Here is an 18,205-nt window from a genome sequence, read left to right as displayed (position 1 = left end):
ACGGGTAGATGCCATAGGGTGTGTCGTATCCGGCTGATCTTGGCTCAAGCGTCCATGCTATTTTTCCTGTTGCCAGGTCGATAGCGCTGACGTAGCCTCCGAAGTCCCAGATGTAGACTTTGTCATATGCGATTGCTGCGCCGCGTGATAGTGTGCTAAGTCCGGTTCCTGGGAGTTTGACTGGTCCCCAAAGTTGCTTGCCGGTTGTTAGCGAGTAGCCGTATGCTTCGTTGGTGTCTTTGTCGTGTCGGACAAAGTAGTCGCCGCCTGTTGCCACAATGGGCACTTCATGGAAGCGTGGCAAGGTGCGGTTTATGGGTCCCCAAAGCAAGTTGCCTGTCATTGCGTCGTATCCTGCGTCAACAGCGTATGCTTCGCCAAATTGAGTGCTGAATGTTGCAAGTGCAGCTGGATAAGAGCTTAGGAGCACTACTTCTAGTGTTCTTCCAGCGATGCCCAGTGCGGGAGTGATTGTGTTGCCGCCAAGGGTTGTTGCTATTGGTTTTTCCCACTGTATACCTCTTGAGTAGGGGATGTTGCCTGATGGGCGTATAGTGGCAGCGGATGGACTGGTCATCAAGCACCTTGTTGAGTTCCACATTGACAGGTTGCCGCTAGCAACCCGGTGGATTAGGACTGCTCCTTGCGTATTGTCGTCATTGCTGTCGACTAGTCCTGCGGCGGTTGTGCTTGGTACGCCGGTTATGTTTGCTATGAAGTAGCCGGTTACTGGGTCGTAGAGGCCCCAGACGTTTGTGGCTGGGCCAGTAGCGAACAATCCGCTTGAGTTCCAGCTTCCCATGAGAAAGCCTTGGGTTCCGTACTCTTGAATCGTGTGGAACTGCATTAGAAAGCCAAAGTTTAGTGTGTTTTTGGTGTCTTTTTTCCAGATGGTTTTTCCTGTGCGCAAATCTAGTGCTTCCCAGCCTGGTGTTTCAACGCTGGTTTCAGTGGTTGGCGTGTTGGTGTAGCGTTTGTAGTATATGACGCCGTTTAGGATGACTGGTTCGAATTGGCGGTAGAGGATTGAGGTTGAGGTGTATTGGCTTTCTTGGTCGCCGCTGATGGGTAGTCCTGGTTGTCCGCCAAGCGCCATTGGTTTGACCCACATAATGTGGGGTGAGTTTGGCGCCGTCGTGTATGGGTTGAAGTTGTTGCCTGTTGCGTCGTATCCGCCGGTGTCAGTGAATGATGGCTTGTAGAGTCCCCACCAGTTGCCGCCTAGTGCTGCCCACGCGAAGTTTGTTGAGTATATTGGGCGTGACCAGTACTCTGTTGGCAACGGCACGTATGGGAAGCCTGGTATTGCTTCTTCTTGTACTGTGAAGGTTTCTGGTTCGCTTTGTGTGGCTAGTATTTTGTAGTCGACGTTTGAGACGCGTATTGTTTGTCCTGGGTAGAAGCCTTGGACTGTGTAGTTGCCGGTTTCTGTTGGTGTGTATTCTATTCCGCCTACTCCGCCTGTGGTGTCTGCTGTGTATGGTCCGAATGTTTCGTTTTGCCCGTTGGGTTTGATGAGGTTTACGGTTAGTTGCTGGTAGACTCCGCTGGGTATTGGTTTTGTGAAGAATAGGCTGATGAATACTGTTTGTCCTTTGCCTACGGGGTCGGGTTCAGCGTGGATTTTGAGGTATACAGGTACGTCTAGTGCTTGCACTGTTAATTTAGAAGCCTCCATTATTATTGGAACGGTTAAGATTACTGCTAGAGCTAACGCAATCAAAAGTTTCTTGTTTTGCATTTTTCTTTTCTCCCTAAATTTGTAAGTCCATGTTTGATGTTTTATCTTTATAAATATTTGCAAGGTCTCGCTTGCCAAAGCGTTAGCCAAGTTGAGCAAGTGCATGTTCGAATAATTTCAGATTTCAGTATATTTGAATCTTAAAAAATTTAATTAATCAGTACTGTCATGTTGAATTTTCAACGCTTGAGCGCAGGATTCTCCACGTTTGCTACAGAAAAATTTACTGCAAAAACTAAAAAAGGGAAGATTGTTTTGAGGTAATGCTTAATTTCTTATGGTTTCTTCCTCAATATCAGTACTGTGGCAATAGCGATTGCAACAATAATAGCGATCACTGCTGGAATGAAATACATGTCAGCCATGGATTGTTTTTCTTCAACAATTGGTTGCTCTGTAGCTTGCGGTGCTTCTTCGACGTTTATGGCTGTTTCAGCAAACGAACCATAGTATCCTTTGGTTCCTGCGAATGATGCCAATATGGTGTATTTGCCTGGGACTTCTGGTTCGAATACGCAACTGTAGAAGCCTCGTGCATCACTTGTTGCTGTACCAACATCATAGACGTTGCCGTTGGGATCAATCACGCTGATTGTCACGTCAACACCAGTAACATCGGTTGGGCGTGGATACTGCATGTGTACATATTGCATCCAATCAGTCATGCTGCTGTCAGATACTGCTGGGACTCCGTTGGGGAATCTTGCTGTCAATGCATATTTGCTTGTGCCTGGAGATATATCCATCACAAAGCCTTCAACAAGAACGGTACTGCCGTGTGTTGAAACTTTTGGTGATGCTGCAACTGTGGTAGAACTTGGACCTCTTCCGATAGCGTATATGCGGTTGTCGTATCCGTTGAATCCAGCGATTACGTTATCGCCGATAATTGCGTGTCCGCCCCACCAGTTTGCTTCCCAACTTAATGTCCATATTTCTTCGCCGGTTGTTGCATTAAGGCAGACGAATGGTGCACCGCGTCCAGTTGGGTTGATTGGTGAGTGTTCGCCGTAGGATAGATAGATTTTTCCATCAGTGAGGAAGTGGTATTCGATTGGGAAGTTTTTGCTCCACAAGATTTCGCCGTATTTATCTGTAACGTTATATGCCCATAGTTTTTGTCCTGTCTTTAAGTCGTAGCAAGTTACTACTCCAGTCATTCGACCAGTGTAGAATTTACCATAACCTAAAGCTGGACCGTACCATTTGTCATAGAATGCTAAGTAGCTTTCAGGTTCTGTCTTCCAGAGTAACTCTCCTGTCTTTAAGCTGAAGCCATAGTAGTCAATTGTTTCTTTTGCTGATATAATGAAGACATCGTCATCCCATGCTGTATCACAAAAGACCCATGTTATGTTGCCGTCTGGGTTTGCTGTATTCCACGTTTTCTTGAAGATGGTTCGTCCTTCATCGCCTATCTTTGTGCTGATTGCCCAACTAGTGATTGTGGGACCAGATGCGCCAGGGAAAGCCATAGATGTGGATCCAAATATCATATTGTTAAATGAGTAGGCCGCGACACTGCCAGGTAAGCCTTTTTCTATCGTCTTGTTCCATTCTATGCCTCTGTTGCCGTTATACGTGCCTCCAATGACGTCCCAGCTGCCGTCACCCACTGAACCAGTGTTTTGTGGATTTAAGGCTCTGGATGAATTCCATAGGGTCATCCAACCGTTTGCTGTGTTAACTGTGTATCTGTAGATTTCGCCTTTAGGTCCATATAGGTTGAAGCCTGAAGGAACGTTGTTTATTCGCCATACCCATCGACCAGTGAGAGCATCATACGCATTCCACGTACCGCTGGCTTCAGTGATTAAGTATGCGAAAGCGCCGTGATAGTTGAAACCATCCCAGAAGAACACTTGACCGAATGATAATCTGCTGTTGTTCCAGTTTTTCACCCATAATTCTTCACCAGTTTTAAGATCAACTGCAATAACATTCTGTTCGACGGCTGTGCCTCCTTGTGCTTGGTAAGCATTGTAGTATAGTACACCATCAATGATTACTGAGCCCAAGAATTTTCCTACGTAAGCATCTCCCATTTCATATTGGTAGTTTCCAAGGTCTCCTCCAGTTAGTCCTCCTGGCGCGTATTGTTTTGTCCATAGTATGTGGGCTGTTTCGGGTGCTTCTTCGTTACCTTCGTGTAATTTATGGATGGGTGGCATTGTATAGCTTCCAGCTGGATAGAGCCAGTTACCTCCGATTGATGCCCACTCAAAGAATTGTGCGTTTATTGGGCGTGTCCAGTACTCGGTTGGTAATGGAAAGCCTGGGTGGTATTGTATTGGTTCTGCTTGAACTACTAGTTCAATTACTGGGCTATCGCTGGCAAGGTAATATATTGTACCTGGAGCGCCAAATGGCATTCCCATTTCCTGAGCAGGGAAATGTGACTGGAATTTGTAGGTTCCTTCCATAGTCGGTACAAAAATTGTGCCTGTACCACCTGTTGCGTCAGTGTTGTAAGGTCCAAGAGTTTGAGTGGTGCCGTCAGGTTTAGTAACGGTGACTGTTAATCCTTTCCATTGAGCATATGTTCCGGAAGTAGCTTCAGAAATTCCGAGATGGAGTAGAACTTCTTGGTTGACTCCAACGGGGTTTGGTGTTGCACCGATGAACGCGTAGGTTTTTTTAGTTGACGTTTGTGCGTTTGTAGTTGGTATCATAGCGGCAATAGATACAACAAATGAAATGAGCAGTAAAATCGCAATTGCTTGCTTCGCTTTGCTATTTAACTGTAGCATTTCTATTCTCCTGTCTTTTTAAGGCAACCAATTTATACAAAAATTGACTGCCCTATCATAAGGCTCGCTAAGTTCGTTAATAAGTTTTGTGTAAATGGCTGTTTTGGCATCGTACAAAGCGGTATAATCGTCTTAATAGAGGTAAATTATGCTTGACAATTTAACTTCCATGTGCTAAAGGGCATGATAATAAGGTGGAAAAGCGTTTGTCTCTACATAACTTGAAAAATGTAATATAGAACTCCAAAGTTTCAATCGGTGTCTATTTTTGTAAAGGAAGGTTTAAATAAACACTGACTCATTTCGTATATGCTTCAAGTTAAAAAACGGATGAAAATTTAGCATGTCACAGGAATATCGCCATATACTTCGTATCATGGGTACAGACGTTCCAGGTACCCTTAAGACTTTTTACGCTGTAGGGCAAATCAAAGGGATAAGCTCCAGTCTCTCAAACGCAGTCCTCAAAAAGGCAGGAATAAACCCTGACTTACGAGTAGGATACTTAACAGATTCAGACGTCGCAAAAATAGAAGACGTTATTAGGGAACCAGCAAAATACAACATACCAACTTGGCTTTTTAACCGCCGAAAAGATACAGAAACTGGCAAAGATTCTCACCTTTTAAGTGCTGACCTCGCATTAAAGAATAAAACCGATATCGATCAAGCCAAAGAAATTAGGTCTTGGCGAGGATACCGCCATGCATACAGCCTGAAAGTACGTGGTCAACGAACAAAGACCACTGGGAGAGCAGGCAAAGCCTTGGGTGTCAAGAAGAAGGCCCTTATGCAAAAGCCAGGCGCTGCACCAGCTGAAGGAGGCAAATAAATATGGGAGACCCAAAGAAGCAACGTAAGAAATTCGATACGCCACGTTTCCGTTGGCGCAAAGATATTCTCCAAGAAGAACTCAAACTTCTAGGTCAATACGGCTTGAGAAACAAGCATGAACTCTGGCGTCATAAAACCACACTTTCTAAGGCCAGAGGTATTGCTCGTTCACTCATCAGCAAAACACCTGAAGAACGAGCAAAAATGGAAAACGAACTTCTTGCGCAACTAAAAAAGCGCGGAATTCTTCAAGAAACCGCTGTATTAGACAACGTTTTAGACTTAACACTCGAAGACATTCTGGAACGCAGACTACAAACAATCGTATTCCGTAAAGGTTTAGCAAGAACAATCTTCCAATCACGCCAACTAATCACTCATGGGCATATAACCATCGATAACCGCAGAGTAACAATCCCTGGCTACATAGTGCAAAAAGATGAAGAAGCCAAAGTTGTTTACTCTCCTGAAAGCGTGGTCGCAAACCAAGAACACCCACTGCGTGTCGGTTTAACGGTTGTAGCTAAACAACCTGAAATTAGAGCGCCTGGTAGAGGCCGAAGAGGCGGAAGAGGAGGCGGCAAGTTCTGAGCACTGCCAGTAGTAAACGAAATGATAGATGGGGAATCGTTCACATATACAGTTCCTACAACAACACATTAATCCACATCACCGATATTTCAGGCGCAGAAACAATCGCCCGAACCACAGGCGGAATGTTCGTCAAAGCCGACCGCATGGAATCCTCACCATACGCAGCTATGCGTGCAGCAACCGCCGCGGCAGAAGTAGCAAGAGACAAAGGAATCACAGCCATCCACATCAAAGTTCGCGCTCCAGGAGGCAGTGGACCCAGAACTCCGGGACCAGGCGCACAAGCAGCCATCCGCGCTCTTGCCAGGTTTGGTTTCCGCATAGAACGCATCGAAGAAGTCACACCAATTCCACATGACGGCACCAGAAGACCTGGCGGAAGAAGAGGAAGACGCGTCTAAACTGTCATCTTCCGTTTCATATTGACAGAAAAATTGAAATAATGCACCGATATTTCCTATTGACCGCACAGCCATTATAGTAACTTATTGGAGTGTCAGCAAGTGTTGAAGATAGAAATCTTGGAAAAAACCGATACAAACCTCCGCATAATCGTCAGAGATGCGGACGTGCCTTTAATGAACGCTTTGCGTCGTTTAGCGCTTGCTGAGGTTCCTTGTATGGCAATTGAAGAAGTTGTAATGATAGAAAACTCTTCAATTCTGCAGGATGAAATCATTGCTCACAGGCTTGGGCTTACTCCGCTCAAAACAGATTTAGATACTTATAATCTGCCTGAAGAATGTGAATGCAAAAGCGAATTCGGTTGTCCCCAATGCAGAGTAACACTCACATTGGATGCTGAGGCAAAGGATGGAACAAGAACCGTTTATTCAGGGGAAATTGTTTCAGAGAACCCAGAGATTCTTCCAGTATCTGATAAAATACCGATAATCAAACTGGCCAAGAACCAGAAACTTAAACTTGAAGCTTACGCCAGGCTTGGAAGAGGCAAGACACATGCAAAGTGGCAGCCCGTTTCTATGTGCGCATACAAATATTATCCCAAGATTACTGCACCGACAGAAAAATGTGAAGATTGCTCCAAATGCGCTGACATTTGTCCCAAGAAAGTTCTAAGTATCAAAGATCAAAAAGTTGTTGTTCAAGATCTTTTGGCTTGTAATCTTTGCATGGACTGTGTTGACGCTTGCCCACAAAAGCCCTCGCCGCTAAAGATTGAGTGGGAGAAGAACGCTTTTATCATGAGCATTGAATCTACAGGTGCGCTTACTCCTGAGCGTGTGCTCAAAGAAGCGACAAAACTGCTAGGCAAACAACTAGACGAGTTTGAAGAACAAATAAAGGCTGAGCAACAATGAGAGAAACTAAAACAACAAACCCGCAACTAATTGAACTTATCAATCTATTAAAGAAGGAAAGTAGAGAAAAACAAGCAGCCATCTGGCTGGATGTAGCTGACTACTTAGCTAAACCGCGTAGTCAACGCGCCGCCGTCAATCTGAGTACAATAAACAGGAACACAAAAAAAGCTGACGTAGTGGTGGTTCCAGGGAAAATCTTGGCTTCAGGCAACCTGAGCCATGCCGTGACTGTGGCATCCTTTGATGCCTCTGGCAAAGCGAAAGAAAAACTTGAGGCTGCTAAGGCCAAGTATCTTTCAATTCCTGAACTTTTGGAGCAGAACCCAAAGGGTTCAAATGTTAAAATTATTCGGTGAATGGTATGCAAACAACAAAATCTCAAATAACTCTGGTAAACGCTGAAGGCTTAATCGTTGGCAGGATGTGCAGTAAAGTCGCCAAATTATTGCTAAACGGCGAAGAAGTAATCATTCTTAATGCTGAAAAAGCTGTGTTTTCTGGCAAAAAGAAAAGCAAAGTGTCAGAAGCCAAAGAATTTTTAGAAGTAGGCGCGCCCGAGCGTGGTCCATTTCATTATCGACGACCGGACCGTTTCCTGCGTAAAACCATGCGTGGTATGCTTCCGTTTAAGCAGCCTAAGGGCAAAAATGCTTACAAACGGCTTAAGGTATTCATGGGTGTGCCGGTTGAATTTAAAGGTCAGCCGATGATAACCTTTGGTGATGCCCAATCAACAGACCTTAAAGGTCCACACTTTACTCTTGAAGAGTTGGCCAAAGAAATTGGATGGAATAATAGGATGGAGTAATTATGCCCGCGAAGAAAGTTTTAGTTGTTAGTGGAAAGCGAAAAACCGCAGTTGCCCGTGCCATAGTGAAACAAGGCGTTGGCAAAGTACGAATAAACTTGACTCCTGTTGAAATTGTTGAACCAGATATTGCCCGTGCAAAAATCATGGAGCCTCTGTTGCAAGCAGGTGGGGATGTTTGGCAGCAAATTGACATAGATGTTAAGACCAGTGGTGGAGGATACATGGGACAGGCAGAAGCCGCCCGTATGGCTATCGCGAATGCTCTCTTGAAATGGACAAAGAGCAGTCACCTTCGCACAGTCTTTAGTGAGTATGACCGAACCATGATTGCTGGCGACTCCCGAGCAAAAGAAACCAAAAAGTTCGGTGGGGCTGGTGCACGAGCAAAGGAACAGAAAAGTTACAGGTAAGGTGAAAAAAACAAGTGATTATTCCCGTAAGATGCTTCACCTGCGGCAAGTTGGTTGGAGACCGATGGGACGAATTCACACGGCGCATCAAGACAGGCGAGAACGCAAGTGATGTTCTTGACAGCTTGGGTTTGAAGCGGTACTGTTGCAGACGCATGTTGCTCTCAAACGTTGAAATCATCGATGAAGTTCTCCGCTTTTATGAAGAAGCTGAGAAACGCAAAGAAGCACGTAACTTTTACTGAGCTTCTAATTTTTTGCCCCTTTAGGTTTTTATCGTTAATTAAATAAAGTGTACACAACATTTTCACTTTGAAATCTAATGCTCCAAAAATGGCTATCGCCCCTAAAAGTTGACCCCATACCCGTTTTGCTGTCTTCAGGCAACAAAGCCATAGAATATTTCACCAAACGTAACCTACTCGATGAAACAGTAGAACCGATAGATTATGTTTGGCAGTTGCCCGAAGTCCAAAAAACCTTTCAAAAACAGCAACCTGATGGAACATGGAAGCACACGGGCAAGAAAACAGTGAATTTTCCAAAATATCATTACAAGTTAGTTGAGACGTGGAAGGTTTACCGCTTATTAGTTGAGCACTATGAGGTTACTAAGGAACATGAAGGGTCACGGCGTGCAGCTGAATTTTTGTTTTCATGCCAGACAGACGAGGGCGACTTCAGAGGTATGCTGGCAAACCAGTATGCCACCTACTACACTGGCGCGATACTTGCCACTCTTATCAAGGCAGGATATGAAAACGATGATAGAGTCAAAAAAGCGTTTGATTGGCTTCTATCCATGCGACAGAACGATGGTGGATGGACAATTCCCATCTTAACCCATAAGCTTGACCGACAGACATGGCTTAACATAACAAGCACCTATGCAGAACCGCTTGTACTCGACAAGTCAAAGCCATTCTCGCACAACTGTACAGACATGGTTCTACGAGCTTTCGCTGCTCACCCAACATACCGCTGCTCTAAAGTTGCTCGTAGAGCCGCTGATTTGCTTAAGTCGCGCTTCTTCCAACCTGACGTTTACGCGTCTTATCAGGATGCCCGCTACTGGGTTAGGTTTCGTTTTTGGTGGACAAATATCGTTACTTCTCTTGATTCTCTCTCGTTAATTGGGTATTCTAAGGATGATACGGATGTCAAAGAAGCGTTGCGTTGGCTCGTTGAAAATCAATTGCCTAACGGCTTATGGAAAATGGACTATGCGCAGGGTGCAAAAGAAAAAGTTGGCGTTACAAGTGAGAAGTTATGGCTGGCTTTATCTGTGGCTAGAATATTCAAAAGATTCTATGAAAAAATTTAAGACTCTTTACATGAAGCTTGTTAATGTCATGTTTTCAGATGGTGGTTCAGCAGTGCCTAAAATGTACGTTGGATGCTTCTCTAGGTTTAATTCTTGGGTGTACAGTGTTTTGAAGTAGGATAAGACAGTAGTCGCTTTGGCTGAAGTTATTTCTCTAAGTGCCAAGTTTCTTATGCTGTCTTCATGAGGAAGGTGAGTTGCAACCACTATTATTTGGTGTTTTTTGGCTAAGTTTGAGAGGCAGTTAACTATTTGGCTGTAGACTCTTTGGGCTTCTTCTTTTGAGATATTGTCGTCCAAGAATAGACTTGTGATGTCCGAGATGATTACGAGTTTTGCGTTGTATGTGATTATTTTTTTCTCGAGTTTTTCTATTATGAGTGAAGTTAGTTGATAGGCTGTGAATGCACCGAAGTTGAAGATACGTTTACGCGCCTTAATTGGGTTTATGTTGTTTAGTTGGGCTAGACGGGCGATGTTGTTGGGTGCAAATGTATTTTTGCAATCTATGAAAATAACGTTGCTGTCTAAGCCGCCAAGTTGAACTGGTAACTGTGCCCTAATGCATAATTGCGAAGTAAATGAAGTGACTGATGGCGACCCGTAGAGGACTGCAAAATCGCCTAGTGCAAAACCTGGAAAAAGATTGTCGACACTGGGCATGTTTAAGGAGAGTAGTGATTGTGCCCGTGCAGGTTGTACCTCTAGTAAGGTTTGTTGCATCTTTTTTCACTGAACCCAATAGCGCTGACTTTTCCTTTTTAAGGCATCATTAAAACGACGCTGCGCTGTAGGGGAGGGGTTAGTGAAAGTGAAGACGAATTATAGTGTTTCACACGGTCTTTTATCGTTGTGCCTGTTTGCTTTCTTCTTTTTGTTGATTTAGAATCTGAGTTGCCAACGTCATCAAGAAAATTATTGTGAAAGCGAAGACTGCAATGCCTATCTTGTATGTGATGTCGATGTCAAAGTAGAAAAGTGAAAAGACAGAAACCATCATCAAGGCTAAGATTAACGCTTGTTGAATGCCGCTGAACATTTTCAGGCTGTTTCCAAAACTCATGACTGACACACTTCTCTTAGTGTTTGGGGATGCGTGCAATATTAATATATTGTCCAAATTTTGTTAAAGATAATGTTGATTGTACATAGAAGATAATGCCGTATGTCAATGGATTGTTTGCTTCAGAGGTAGCTTGGCTTGTTTGATTAAAAGCTGAGTAAGAAAATAAAGGGGTATATCGGGAGTTGTTAGTAGTACTGCGGTTTCTTAGGTTTAGTTGTTGACATTTCTTTGACTCTGCTCTCAATGAAATCAGCTATCTTTTCCTCGCTAAAGTGTCGTTCATTCTCCCGTAACTCTAGTTGATCTTTTATTGTGCTTAGAAGTTTTTCGACATCCACTGGTTTAACCAAGTATGCATCAGCATCCTTGTTTAGAGCGGCTATAGCATTCTGCATTGATGGATATCCTGTTAACATTATTTTGCGGGTCTTCGGAACGTTGTCTTTTATTAGTTTTAGCAGTTCAACACCTTCCATATCGGGTAACCGAATGTCTAAGAGTGCTATGTCGTATGGGTTTTCCTCTGTTTTTTGAATCGCTTCTTGTCCCGTCGCTGCCAGATCCACAGTGTATCCTTCGTCTTCAAGAATAGCCTTCAAAGTTTTCCGTATTGTGTCATCATCATCAACAATTAAGATTCTGTGATTGGTGTCCATATAATTTCACCTCCCATTTGTGTTGTTTGCTCTAGTGGTAAAGTGAGGACAAAGGTGGTTCCTTTGTCTTTTACCGTGTTAACCGATATGGTTCCTCCGTGTGCTTCTATGATTCGTTTGCATATCGCTAACCCAAAACCCATACCTTGCGCTTTTGTGGTAAACAACGGGGAGAAAAGCTTTGGCAAAATTTCCTCTCTAATGCCTATTCCGTTATCCGAGAAGGAAATCTGTATGCTACTATCTATTGTTTTGCTGTCTATACGTATTTGACCTCCATGAGGTAAAGCGTCAATAGCATTCTTAGTCAGATTTACGAAGACGCGTTGTATTTTTTCAGGGTCAGCCCTTAAGCGAGGATTATCTGGAAGGTTGTTTGCGACTTGTATATTCTCAGGGATTTCAAGCATAGCTAACGCTTCAACCATTAATTGTCTGGCTGAACATTCTTGTGGTTCAATATGAATGTCCCTTGAATAATCCAATAAATCGTTAATGACTTTGTTTGAATAGTTCACGCATTTATTGATGCTTTGAAGCATTTCGTTAATTTGAGTTTCAGGAGCTGAACTGCCTTTTTTCTGAAGGTAATAGACTGCATTTTTGATTCCTGTTAAAGGGTTGCGTAGGTCGTGTCCTATCATTCCTGCTAATTCGCCTATGGCCGCAAGCCGCTCTGATTTGACTAGTTCTGCTTGTGTCTGCTTAAGTTGCTCAGTTCTTTTTTGTACAATGTCCTCGAGTTTTTGAGAGTATTCTGCCAACTTATTTTGCAGGTTTTTTCTCTCCGTTATATCCATGGCAACCTCCAATGCGGCAACGACGTTTCCATCCTTGTCCTTGATTGGAGTGGCAATGAGTTCCAGCCAGTAGTCTTGATTACCCAAGTGCCCATGATAATCATGTCTATCTACGCTGACGCCTTCTTCAAAGACTTTTTTGACACCACATCCTGGGCAGACATGAGAACTGTTGCTAAATGCAGCGAAGCAGTGTTTGTTTTCGATATCGTTGCAACCTGTGACTTGTTTTGACCTTTTATTTGCCCAAATAATACGGTAATCACGGTTAACAATAGATAAGGCAGCATCATTACTCGCCGCCACGCTCTCAAGCATATCCCGTTCGCGTCTTACTGCTTCTTCCATTTCTTTTCGCTCGGTGATATCTCGAACAATCGTTAGTAAGCAGTTTTTATCTTTTAGTCTCACTGAGACCATCGATAGATCCATTGGGAATGTGCTTCCGTCTTTTCTTAGTGCTGTTAACCCGAAATGCCGCCTCGACAACTGAACTTTGCTTAATCTTGAAAGTAACTGCTCATGTTTTTTATGTGCGCTAGGTGGAATAACTAGTTCGGCTAGTTTCTTACCTAGTGCTTCTTTCGATGAAAAGCCGAACGTTTTCTCTGCCGCGGGGTTCCAATATAGCACGCGATCTTTGGCGTCACTCAAGATAATGGCATCGATTGCCGAGGTGCTGATAGCGCGGAACCGCTCTTCGCTTTCTTTTAGTTCTTTTTCTATCCGTTTTCGCTGTGTTATATCTGATACAACTGCTAGTATTCCCCTTTTTTGATTTTTGTCGTCCGTTATTACGGATAAATTTACAGTTGTATCAACACGGCCTCCGGCTTTATGAGGGAACGCGTAATCATGCTGTCCTTTCATATCTGGACGTGTGTAGTGGGTTAATACCCCTCTAATTCTTGCTACCATACTCATATCTACAAAATCGAAAAGTGATTTTCCAATCATTTCGCTTTCTTTGTATCCAAGTATCTGTGCCATCCGCGGATTGACAAAGACGGTGACAAAATCATTATCGATAGCCCAAATGCCCTCTTGTGCAAGTTCAACTAGTTGGCGGTACTTGGCTTCGCTTTCCCTCAAAGCGTTTTCTGCTTTTTTGCTTTTTGTAATATCATAAAAAATCGCATGCAGAAAAGTTTTATCTGCCGATTGAAATGGGCGTGAGATAACAATTACATTTCGGATTTCGCCGTTTTTTGTTTTATGAAGAGTTTCAAACTCGTCTCCTCCACTCATTACCATTCCATTTAAATGAGCTATTGTTTCTTGAGGCGTTTCTCTAGCTTCAAGGTCAAAAATTTTCTTTGAAGTGAATTCTTCTCTTGTATAACCTAGTTGTGTGTGGGCAACGTCATTAAACTCAACGCATGCAGCAGTCAAGGGATCTACGACTAGGACACCTACGGGTGCTTGATTAAAGAGTGCATGATAACGTTGCTCTGCTTCTCTTAAATTTTGTTCATATTGCTTTCTCTGAGTGATGTCTTTTACTACTCCGATGCAACCCCATTTCTCACCAAGCTTTACTGGGGAGATCGACAATTCAGCTGGGAATTCGCTGCCATCCTTACGGCGACCTGTTAATTGGACATTGGCTACTGTAAAATATCCTGTGCCCGTTTCAGCGAAAGTTTTTACGCTTGAATCAATGCGTGCCTTGGCCTCTTTACACATCGTTTTGGGCAAAACAAGTCTATGCACAGATTTACCGACAGCTTCTTGGCTGGTGTAGCCAAACATCTTCTCGGCAGCAGGGTTCCAGTGCGTTACTCTTGCTTCGTCATCAACTAAAATTATTGCTTCTTTAATAGCGTTAATTATGGACTCAAATGTCTCTTTGCTTTCGAATAGACATTGAAGTTTATTTTTTATATCTTGTTCGTTTGTGACATCATGAAAAAGTATTATGTCTAACTCTTTCCCTTGGTTGTTTATTATGTGGTTGCCTCTTAATTCTAAATATCTTGTGTCTCCATTTTTAGCCGTCATTTTTACTTGGTAAGGCGAAACGTTGAAACCTGTAGATCTTTTTTTGTGGTTCTTTTCTAAAAGTACTTTGTTTTCTCCAGAGATAAAGTCGAGGATAGAGACAGTCTTTCCAATTAATTGTTCCTTATTATATCCAGACATTTTTTCCAGTAAGCTGTTTGCAACAACAATTTTTCCTTCCTCGTCTAATATGACGACTGGATCAGGAATAAGATTTGCCAGCACCGACATAGAATCGTTAGAGTCGTTGCTCGACTTGCTCTCCGACATCCAAAATCACCTCTACATCGTCTGCTAGTTCGCTGTCTTCATACGAAATTCTCATCAGATTTACATACTTAACAAACGTCAAATCGGGAACAAGCCACTTCGGACCATCCCACTCATACGTGCCCTTAACTTTCTTATGAAGACACTTCATAATCAAAATCTCAATGTATTGGGCAGCTTCACCGAAAATTTGTTCGATGGCGCTGGAAAAATCATTAACTCTACTTGGGATATCACGCTTTGGAATTAAAAATTCATTACTTAGATGGTAATAGATGGATTTTTTCGCTTTTTCTCCAAGAACTGAAAGGGCTTCGTCTATGGATTCGAGGAAAATTTGGTCAAATTTCTTTCCGTTTGTTCTTTTCTTCAACCGTGAATCACACTAACGTGGATATTTTCCTTCATTGCCGCTTGCTACTGCACACTTTTGGTTTGTAACTATGAAAAAAGGGTGAAAAGTAAGTAAAGGCTTATGAATTTGTAGTACTTACTGCCGATTCATGCCTTCAATTGCGGTTTGTTTTAAGGTTTTTTGGCATCGCGCGTAGGCATGCAAACAGGGTAGTATAGTTAGCGCGTGTTTTGGCAGGTTGCTTACTGGTTGGAGCCTATTAGTGGTTCTATTTTAAAACCTGTAGGGTTTTTTCTGTCTAAAGCATGTTGAAGTGTGTGCTATAAACTGCATTTATCAAAAAACTGTTTTTCATCGTCCTAACATGTCACAGACAAACTCTGGCTCACTATTTATTAATGGGAACTTTGGAAAAACAGGACAAACCAATTATATAAAATTAATATATACATGGTACGCAATCAAGATACACAAGAGGACCCCTTGAATGGTTTGGTACGATGATCCTGCGATAATTTTAATAATAGTTTTAGTGGCAATCATCGCTTCGGGCACGGTTATCTTTGTCATGCGCAGGAACAGTAAACCCAAGCCGCCAAAGTTGCAGCAGACTCAACCTGATCAATTGTTGATGTTTCCTCATGTTCCGTTTAAAATTTCTAAAAGTGTTCAGACTACTATGGCTTCAAGTGCTAGGGATGAGTTGCGTATTTTGGAGTTGGAGCGTGAGATTTTGGGTGATGCGATTAGGCGGTTGTATGAGGCGCATGCTGAGGGTAAGATTACTGAGCAGGAGCGGGAAAGGCTTGCGGCGTCTTATAAGGTTAGGATGAATGCTATCAAAGAGTCGATTGCTAAGGATGAGAATATTATTGCTTTGCACGAGCTTGAGGGGATGCAGGAGGATTTGATGAAGCTTTTTAGTGAACGGTTTGGGGAATTAACGAGCAAAGTGGAGGAGTTGCGGTCTAAGATTGATGTGAAGCCTATTCGGGAGGTTCCTGTTAAGTTGCCGGTGCAGGCGCAGGTGCAGGTTGAGAGTGAGGAGGAAGAGGAGGTTGAAGAGGGAGAAGAGCCGGCGGAAATTATGGGTGAGGAGAAAGCCAAAAAGAAGCGCAAGGCGGTAGTTGAAAAGCCGACTCAGAAAACTGAGGCTGAAAGGCGGATAGAATCTATCAGGAGTGAGGTTGAAAAAGTTTTGGATAGGTTGGGGCAGATGGAAGTTGAAGGTTGAGGGGAATCAGTTGCAGGTTGCTAAGCGGTTGGCTGCTTTGGAGGCGGTTGGTTGTGTGAAGGATGGTTTTGTTGTGGGTTTGGGGAGTGGGAGTACGGCGGCTTTTGCGGTTGAGGCGTTGGGTGAGCGTGTGAGGCGTGAGGGGTTGCGTGTTTTTGGTGTTCCGACTTCTTATCAGGCGTTTTTGTTGGCTGTTGAGTGTGGTGTTCCTGTTACGAGTTTGGATGAGCGTCCTGTGGTTGATGTTGTGATTGATGGTGCTGATCAGGTTGCGCCTGATTTGTGTTTGATTAAGGGTATGGGTGCGGCTTTGGTGCGGGAGAAGATTGTTGCTGTTGCGTCGCGGTTTAATGTGATTGTTGCTGATGAGAGTAAGTGTGTTCGTGTGTTGGGTGAGGGTGGTCAGGTGGTGCCTGTTGAGGTTTTGCCGTTTGCGGTTTCGCTTGTTAAGCGGAAGATTGAGGAGTTGGGTGGTGGGGTTGTTTTGCGTGTGGGTAGTGGGAAGCTTGGTCCTGTGGTTTCGGATAATGGGAATTTTGTTTTGGATTGTTGTTTTGGTGAGATTGCTGATCCTGCGGGGTTGGCGGCTTCGTTGAAGATGATTGCGGGTGTTGTTGAGACTGGGTTGTTTGTTGGGTTGACTGATGTTGTTTATGTTGGTTCTGCTTCTGGTGTGAAGAAGCTTGAGCGGGTAAGAGGGCAGTAGACGGCTTATTTGCGATTTTTTTCTATAGCCCCCTATATATAGAAGCTGAGTTGGTCGGGGTTTGTTGCTTTGCGGGTAGACACTATCCCCCTATTTAAAGGTGGAATTTTTCAACATGCTGTTGGCGTTGAAAAACGGTAATTTCACCTACCCCTCTATAGTTTCTGCATAGAATTGCTAATAGGCTCCAAATAGGCTTCTAATAGACTGCTAATAGGTTGGTGAACTACGCATTTTTGGGTAGCGTCGCTTGCTGATGAGTTGGGCTTACATGAATCGCCCAGAAAAGCCGCGGTTTTGTGCCATGTCTCACCTCGCACGGTTTGCTTCCTTCTCGATTTAAACAGCAAAAACAGCCCATTTCTGCCCTATAAAGAATTTTGCGGTTTAAAAAACAGGATAAAATCAGTTATTTTTTAAAATAATTTTGTAACCGCACCAACAGCGAGGCTGTTGCATTTTGTTAGCTATTGTTTATTTCGGCTAGGACTTTTTTGAATTGCGGTTTTAGGGTAATCACCGTTTGGGCGGTCTTCCAAATAGAGTCAATGTTCACGACAAAATATTCATGCGTTAAATCAGTCCGCATATCCGAAAGATTAGTATACGGAATATGGAAACGGTAAAACAAGTCTTTGATAGCCCTTCGTTTCGCTAAAACCCTGACTGCTTCACCTATTTTCCGAATATTCGAGTCTACGGCGTCGATTGTTCGGTTGTCTTTGGCAAATTCCTCATAGGTCATGCCGTCTATGTAGCTTTGGACTTTTTGATGAAATCTATGATTTCTTGCAAGTAGAGTTTAGGGTTCCGTTCTGTGTGGTTTTTTTTTCAAACTGGGATGGCTTCCTGTAGCACTTGATCTTTTATGTACTTGTTGAGGTATTTTTTAGAAATCACATCAACTTTCATGTGGAGCTTTCGGCGCAGATACCTGCGAAGCTCGGCAACTAAAAGCAGGTCAACCATCTCCGAGTAAGTCACCAAAATGTCTAGGTCGCTTTTTTCGGTTTGTTCTCCCCTAGCATATGAGCCGAAAATGTCTATGGTCTCCACTTTAAACCGTCTCCGAAGAGTCGGCTTTAACGTTTCAAGTTGGCTCTTAACTTCGTCAAGCGACCTCTGCAAATTTCAAAGGCTCCGATTCGTTTTTGCTCTTGGTAATTTCTTAACCGTTAATACTCATTAACTTTATGCAAAAAAACTTAAAGCAACTAAAATTATGCTTGCAAACGCACCAAACCACTGCGGCTTTTACCACGTACATGGCGCCAATCGCCACAAAGCCACCACGTACATCCCAACAGCCCCCCATGCACGTAGTAAAC

The 18,205-nt window shown here is 43.4% G+C and carries 19 protein-coding genes and 1 pseudogene; 11 read left to right on the top strand and 9 right to left on the bottom strand.

The window, feature by feature from the left end; all coding sequences use genetic code 11:
- Both NWE95_00595 and NWE95_00590 read right to left on the bottom strand, forming a co-directional pair.
- Positions 1-1,741, bottom strand: a 1,741-nt coding sequence (locus tag NWE95_00595; protein MCW4002399.1) for a PQQ-like beta-propeller repeat protein, incomplete at its 3' end; no start/stop codon positions are given.
- A gap of 275 nt (positions 1,742-2,016) precedes the next feature.
- Positions 2,017-4,491 carry a hypothetical protein gene (locus tag NWE95_00590; GenBank protein MCW4002398.1) on the bottom strand — a complete coding sequence of 825 codons (2,475 nt, stop codon included), beginning with the start codon at positions 4,489-4,491 and terminating at the stop codon, positions 2,017-2,019.
- Positions 4,492-4,834: 343 nt separating this feature from the next.
- Between NWE95_00590 and NWE95_00585 the strand changes: the two genes are divergently transcribed.
- From NWE95_00585 to NWE95_00545, 9 genes are all read left to right on the top strand, one after another.
- Positions 4,835-5,323 carry a 30S ribosomal protein S13 gene (locus NWE95_00585; GenBank protein MCW4002397.1) on the top strand — a complete coding sequence of 163 codons (489 nt, stop codon included), beginning with the start codon at positions 4,835-4,837 and terminating at the stop codon, positions 5,321-5,323.
- A 2-nt stretch (positions 5,324-5,325) separates the two neighbouring features.
- Complete coding sequence (locus NWE95_00580; protein MCW4002396.1) at positions 5,326-5,916, top strand: 30S ribosomal protein S4; 591 nt, start codon at positions 5,326-5,328, stop codon at positions 5,914-5,916.
- A complete protein-coding gene (locus NWE95_00575; GenBank protein ID MCW4002395.1) occupies positions 5,913-6,320 on the top strand; it encodes a 30S ribosomal protein S11 in 408 nt (135 codons plus the stop codon). Before NWE95_00580 ends, NWE95_00575 begins: the two co-directional genes overlap by 4 nt.
- 102 nt (positions 6,321-6,422) lie before the next feature.
- Positions 6,423-7,241: a DNA-directed RNA polymerase subunit D gene (locus NWE95_00570; protein MCW4002394.1), complete on the top strand. Its 819-nt coding sequence runs from the start codon at positions 6,423-6,425 to the stop codon at positions 7,239-7,241.
- Positions 7,238-7,600 carry a 50S ribosomal protein L18e gene (locus NWE95_00565; protein ID MCW4002393.1) on the top strand — a complete coding sequence of 121 codons (363 nt, stop codon included), beginning with the start codon at positions 7,238-7,240 and terminating at the stop codon, positions 7,598-7,600. Before NWE95_00570 ends, NWE95_00565 begins: the two co-directional genes overlap by 4 nt.
- A 5-nt stretch (positions 7,601-7,605) precedes the next feature.
- Positions 7,606-8,052 carry a 50S ribosomal protein L13 gene (gene rplM, locus NWE95_00560; GenBank protein ID MCW4002392.1) on the top strand — a complete coding sequence of 149 codons (447 nt, stop codon included), beginning with the start codon at positions 7,606-7,608 and terminating at the stop codon, positions 8,050-8,052.
- A 2-nt stretch (positions 8,053-8,054) separates the two neighbouring features.
- Positions 8,055-8,465 (top strand): 30S ribosomal protein S9, encoded by a 411-nt coding sequence (locus NWE95_00555; protein ID MCW4002391.1) that lies wholly within the window; start codon positions 8,055-8,057, stop codon positions 8,463-8,465.
- 14 nt (positions 8,466-8,479) lie between these two features.
- The gene (locus NWE95_00550; GenBank protein ID MCW4002390.1) at positions 8,480-8,710 is read left to right on the top strand and encodes a DNA-directed RNA polymerase subunit N; all 231 of its coding nucleotides are present in this window, start codon (positions 8,480-8,482) and stop codon (positions 8,708-8,710) included.
- 77 nt (positions 8,711-8,787) lie between these two features.
- A complete protein-coding gene (locus tag NWE95_00545) occupies positions 8,788-9,789 on the top strand; it encodes a hypothetical protein (protein ID MCW4002389.1) in 1,002 nt (333 codons plus the stop codon).
- Between the two features lie 6 nt (positions 9,790-9,795).
- Here the strand turns inward: NWE95_00545 and NWE95_00540 are convergent, their stop codons facing one another.
- The 5 genes from NWE95_00540 to NWE95_00520 form a co-directional block, all read right to left on the bottom strand.
- Positions 9,796-10,512: a hypothetical protein gene (locus NWE95_00540; protein MCW4002388.1), complete on the bottom strand. Its 717-nt coding sequence runs from the start codon at positions 10,510-10,512 to the stop codon at positions 9,796-9,798.
- Positions 10,513-10,633: 121 nt separating this feature from the next.
- Complete coding sequence (locus tag NWE95_00535) at positions 10,634-10,852, bottom strand: hypothetical protein (protein ID MCW4002387.1); 219 nt, start codon at positions 10,850-10,852, stop codon at positions 10,634-10,636.
- Positions 10,853-11,040: 188 nt separating this feature from the next.
- The gene (locus NWE95_00530) at positions 11,041-11,511 is read right to left on the bottom strand and encodes a response regulator (protein MCW4002386.1); all 471 of its coding nucleotides are present in this window, start codon (positions 11,509-11,511) and stop codon (positions 11,041-11,043) included.
- On the bottom strand, positions 11,487-14,582 hold the full coding sequence (locus NWE95_00525; GenBank protein ID MCW4002385.1) for a PAS domain S-box protein: 3,096 nt from the start codon (positions 14,580-14,582) through the stop codon (positions 11,487-11,489). The genes NWE95_00530 and NWE95_00525 overlap by 25 nt, the downstream gene beginning before the upstream one ends.
- Positions 14,551-14,955: a hypothetical protein gene (locus NWE95_00520; GenBank protein MCW4002384.1), complete on the bottom strand. Its 405-nt coding sequence runs from the start codon at positions 14,953-14,955 to the stop codon at positions 14,551-14,553. The genes NWE95_00525 and NWE95_00520 overlap by 32 nt, the downstream gene beginning before the upstream one ends.
- 469 nt (positions 14,956-15,424) lie before the next feature.
- On the opposite strand from NWE95_00520, the gene NWE95_00515 reads away from it, so the two are divergent.
- On the top strand, positions 15,425-16,171 hold the full coding sequence (locus NWE95_00515; protein MCW4002383.1) for a hypothetical protein: 747 nt from the start codon (positions 15,425-15,427) through the stop codon (positions 16,169-16,171).
- Positions 16,125-16,877, top strand: a complete 753-nt coding sequence (gene rpiA / locus NWE95_00510) for a ribose-5-phosphate isomerase RpiA (GenBank protein ID MCW4002382.1) — start codon at positions 16,125-16,127, stop codon at positions 16,875-16,877. Before NWE95_00515 ends, rpiA begins: the two co-directional genes overlap by 47 nt.
- 463 nt (positions 16,878-17,340) lie before the next feature.
- On the opposite strand, the pseudogene NWE95_00505 reads toward rpiA, so the two are convergent.
- Both NWE95_00505 and NWE95_00500 read right to left on the bottom strand, forming a co-directional pair.
- A pseudogene (locus NWE95_00505) lies at positions 17,341-17,640 on the bottom strand (DUF86 domain-containing protein).
- 68 nt (positions 17,641-17,708) lie between these two features.
- On the bottom strand, positions 17,709-18,005 hold the full coding sequence (locus tag NWE95_00500) for a nucleotidyltransferase family protein (GenBank protein MCW4002381.1): 297 nt from the start codon (positions 18,003-18,005) through the stop codon (positions 17,709-17,711).
- Between the last annotated feature and the right edge of the window lie 200 nt (positions 18,006-18,205).

Source organism: Candidatus Bathyarchaeota archaeon (assembly GCA_026014725.1).
Classification (GTDB): Archaea; Thermoproteota; Bathyarchaeia; order Bathyarchaeales; family Bathycorpusculaceae; genus Bathycorpusculum.
This window is presented reverse-complemented; position numbering and strand designations above follow the sequence as displayed.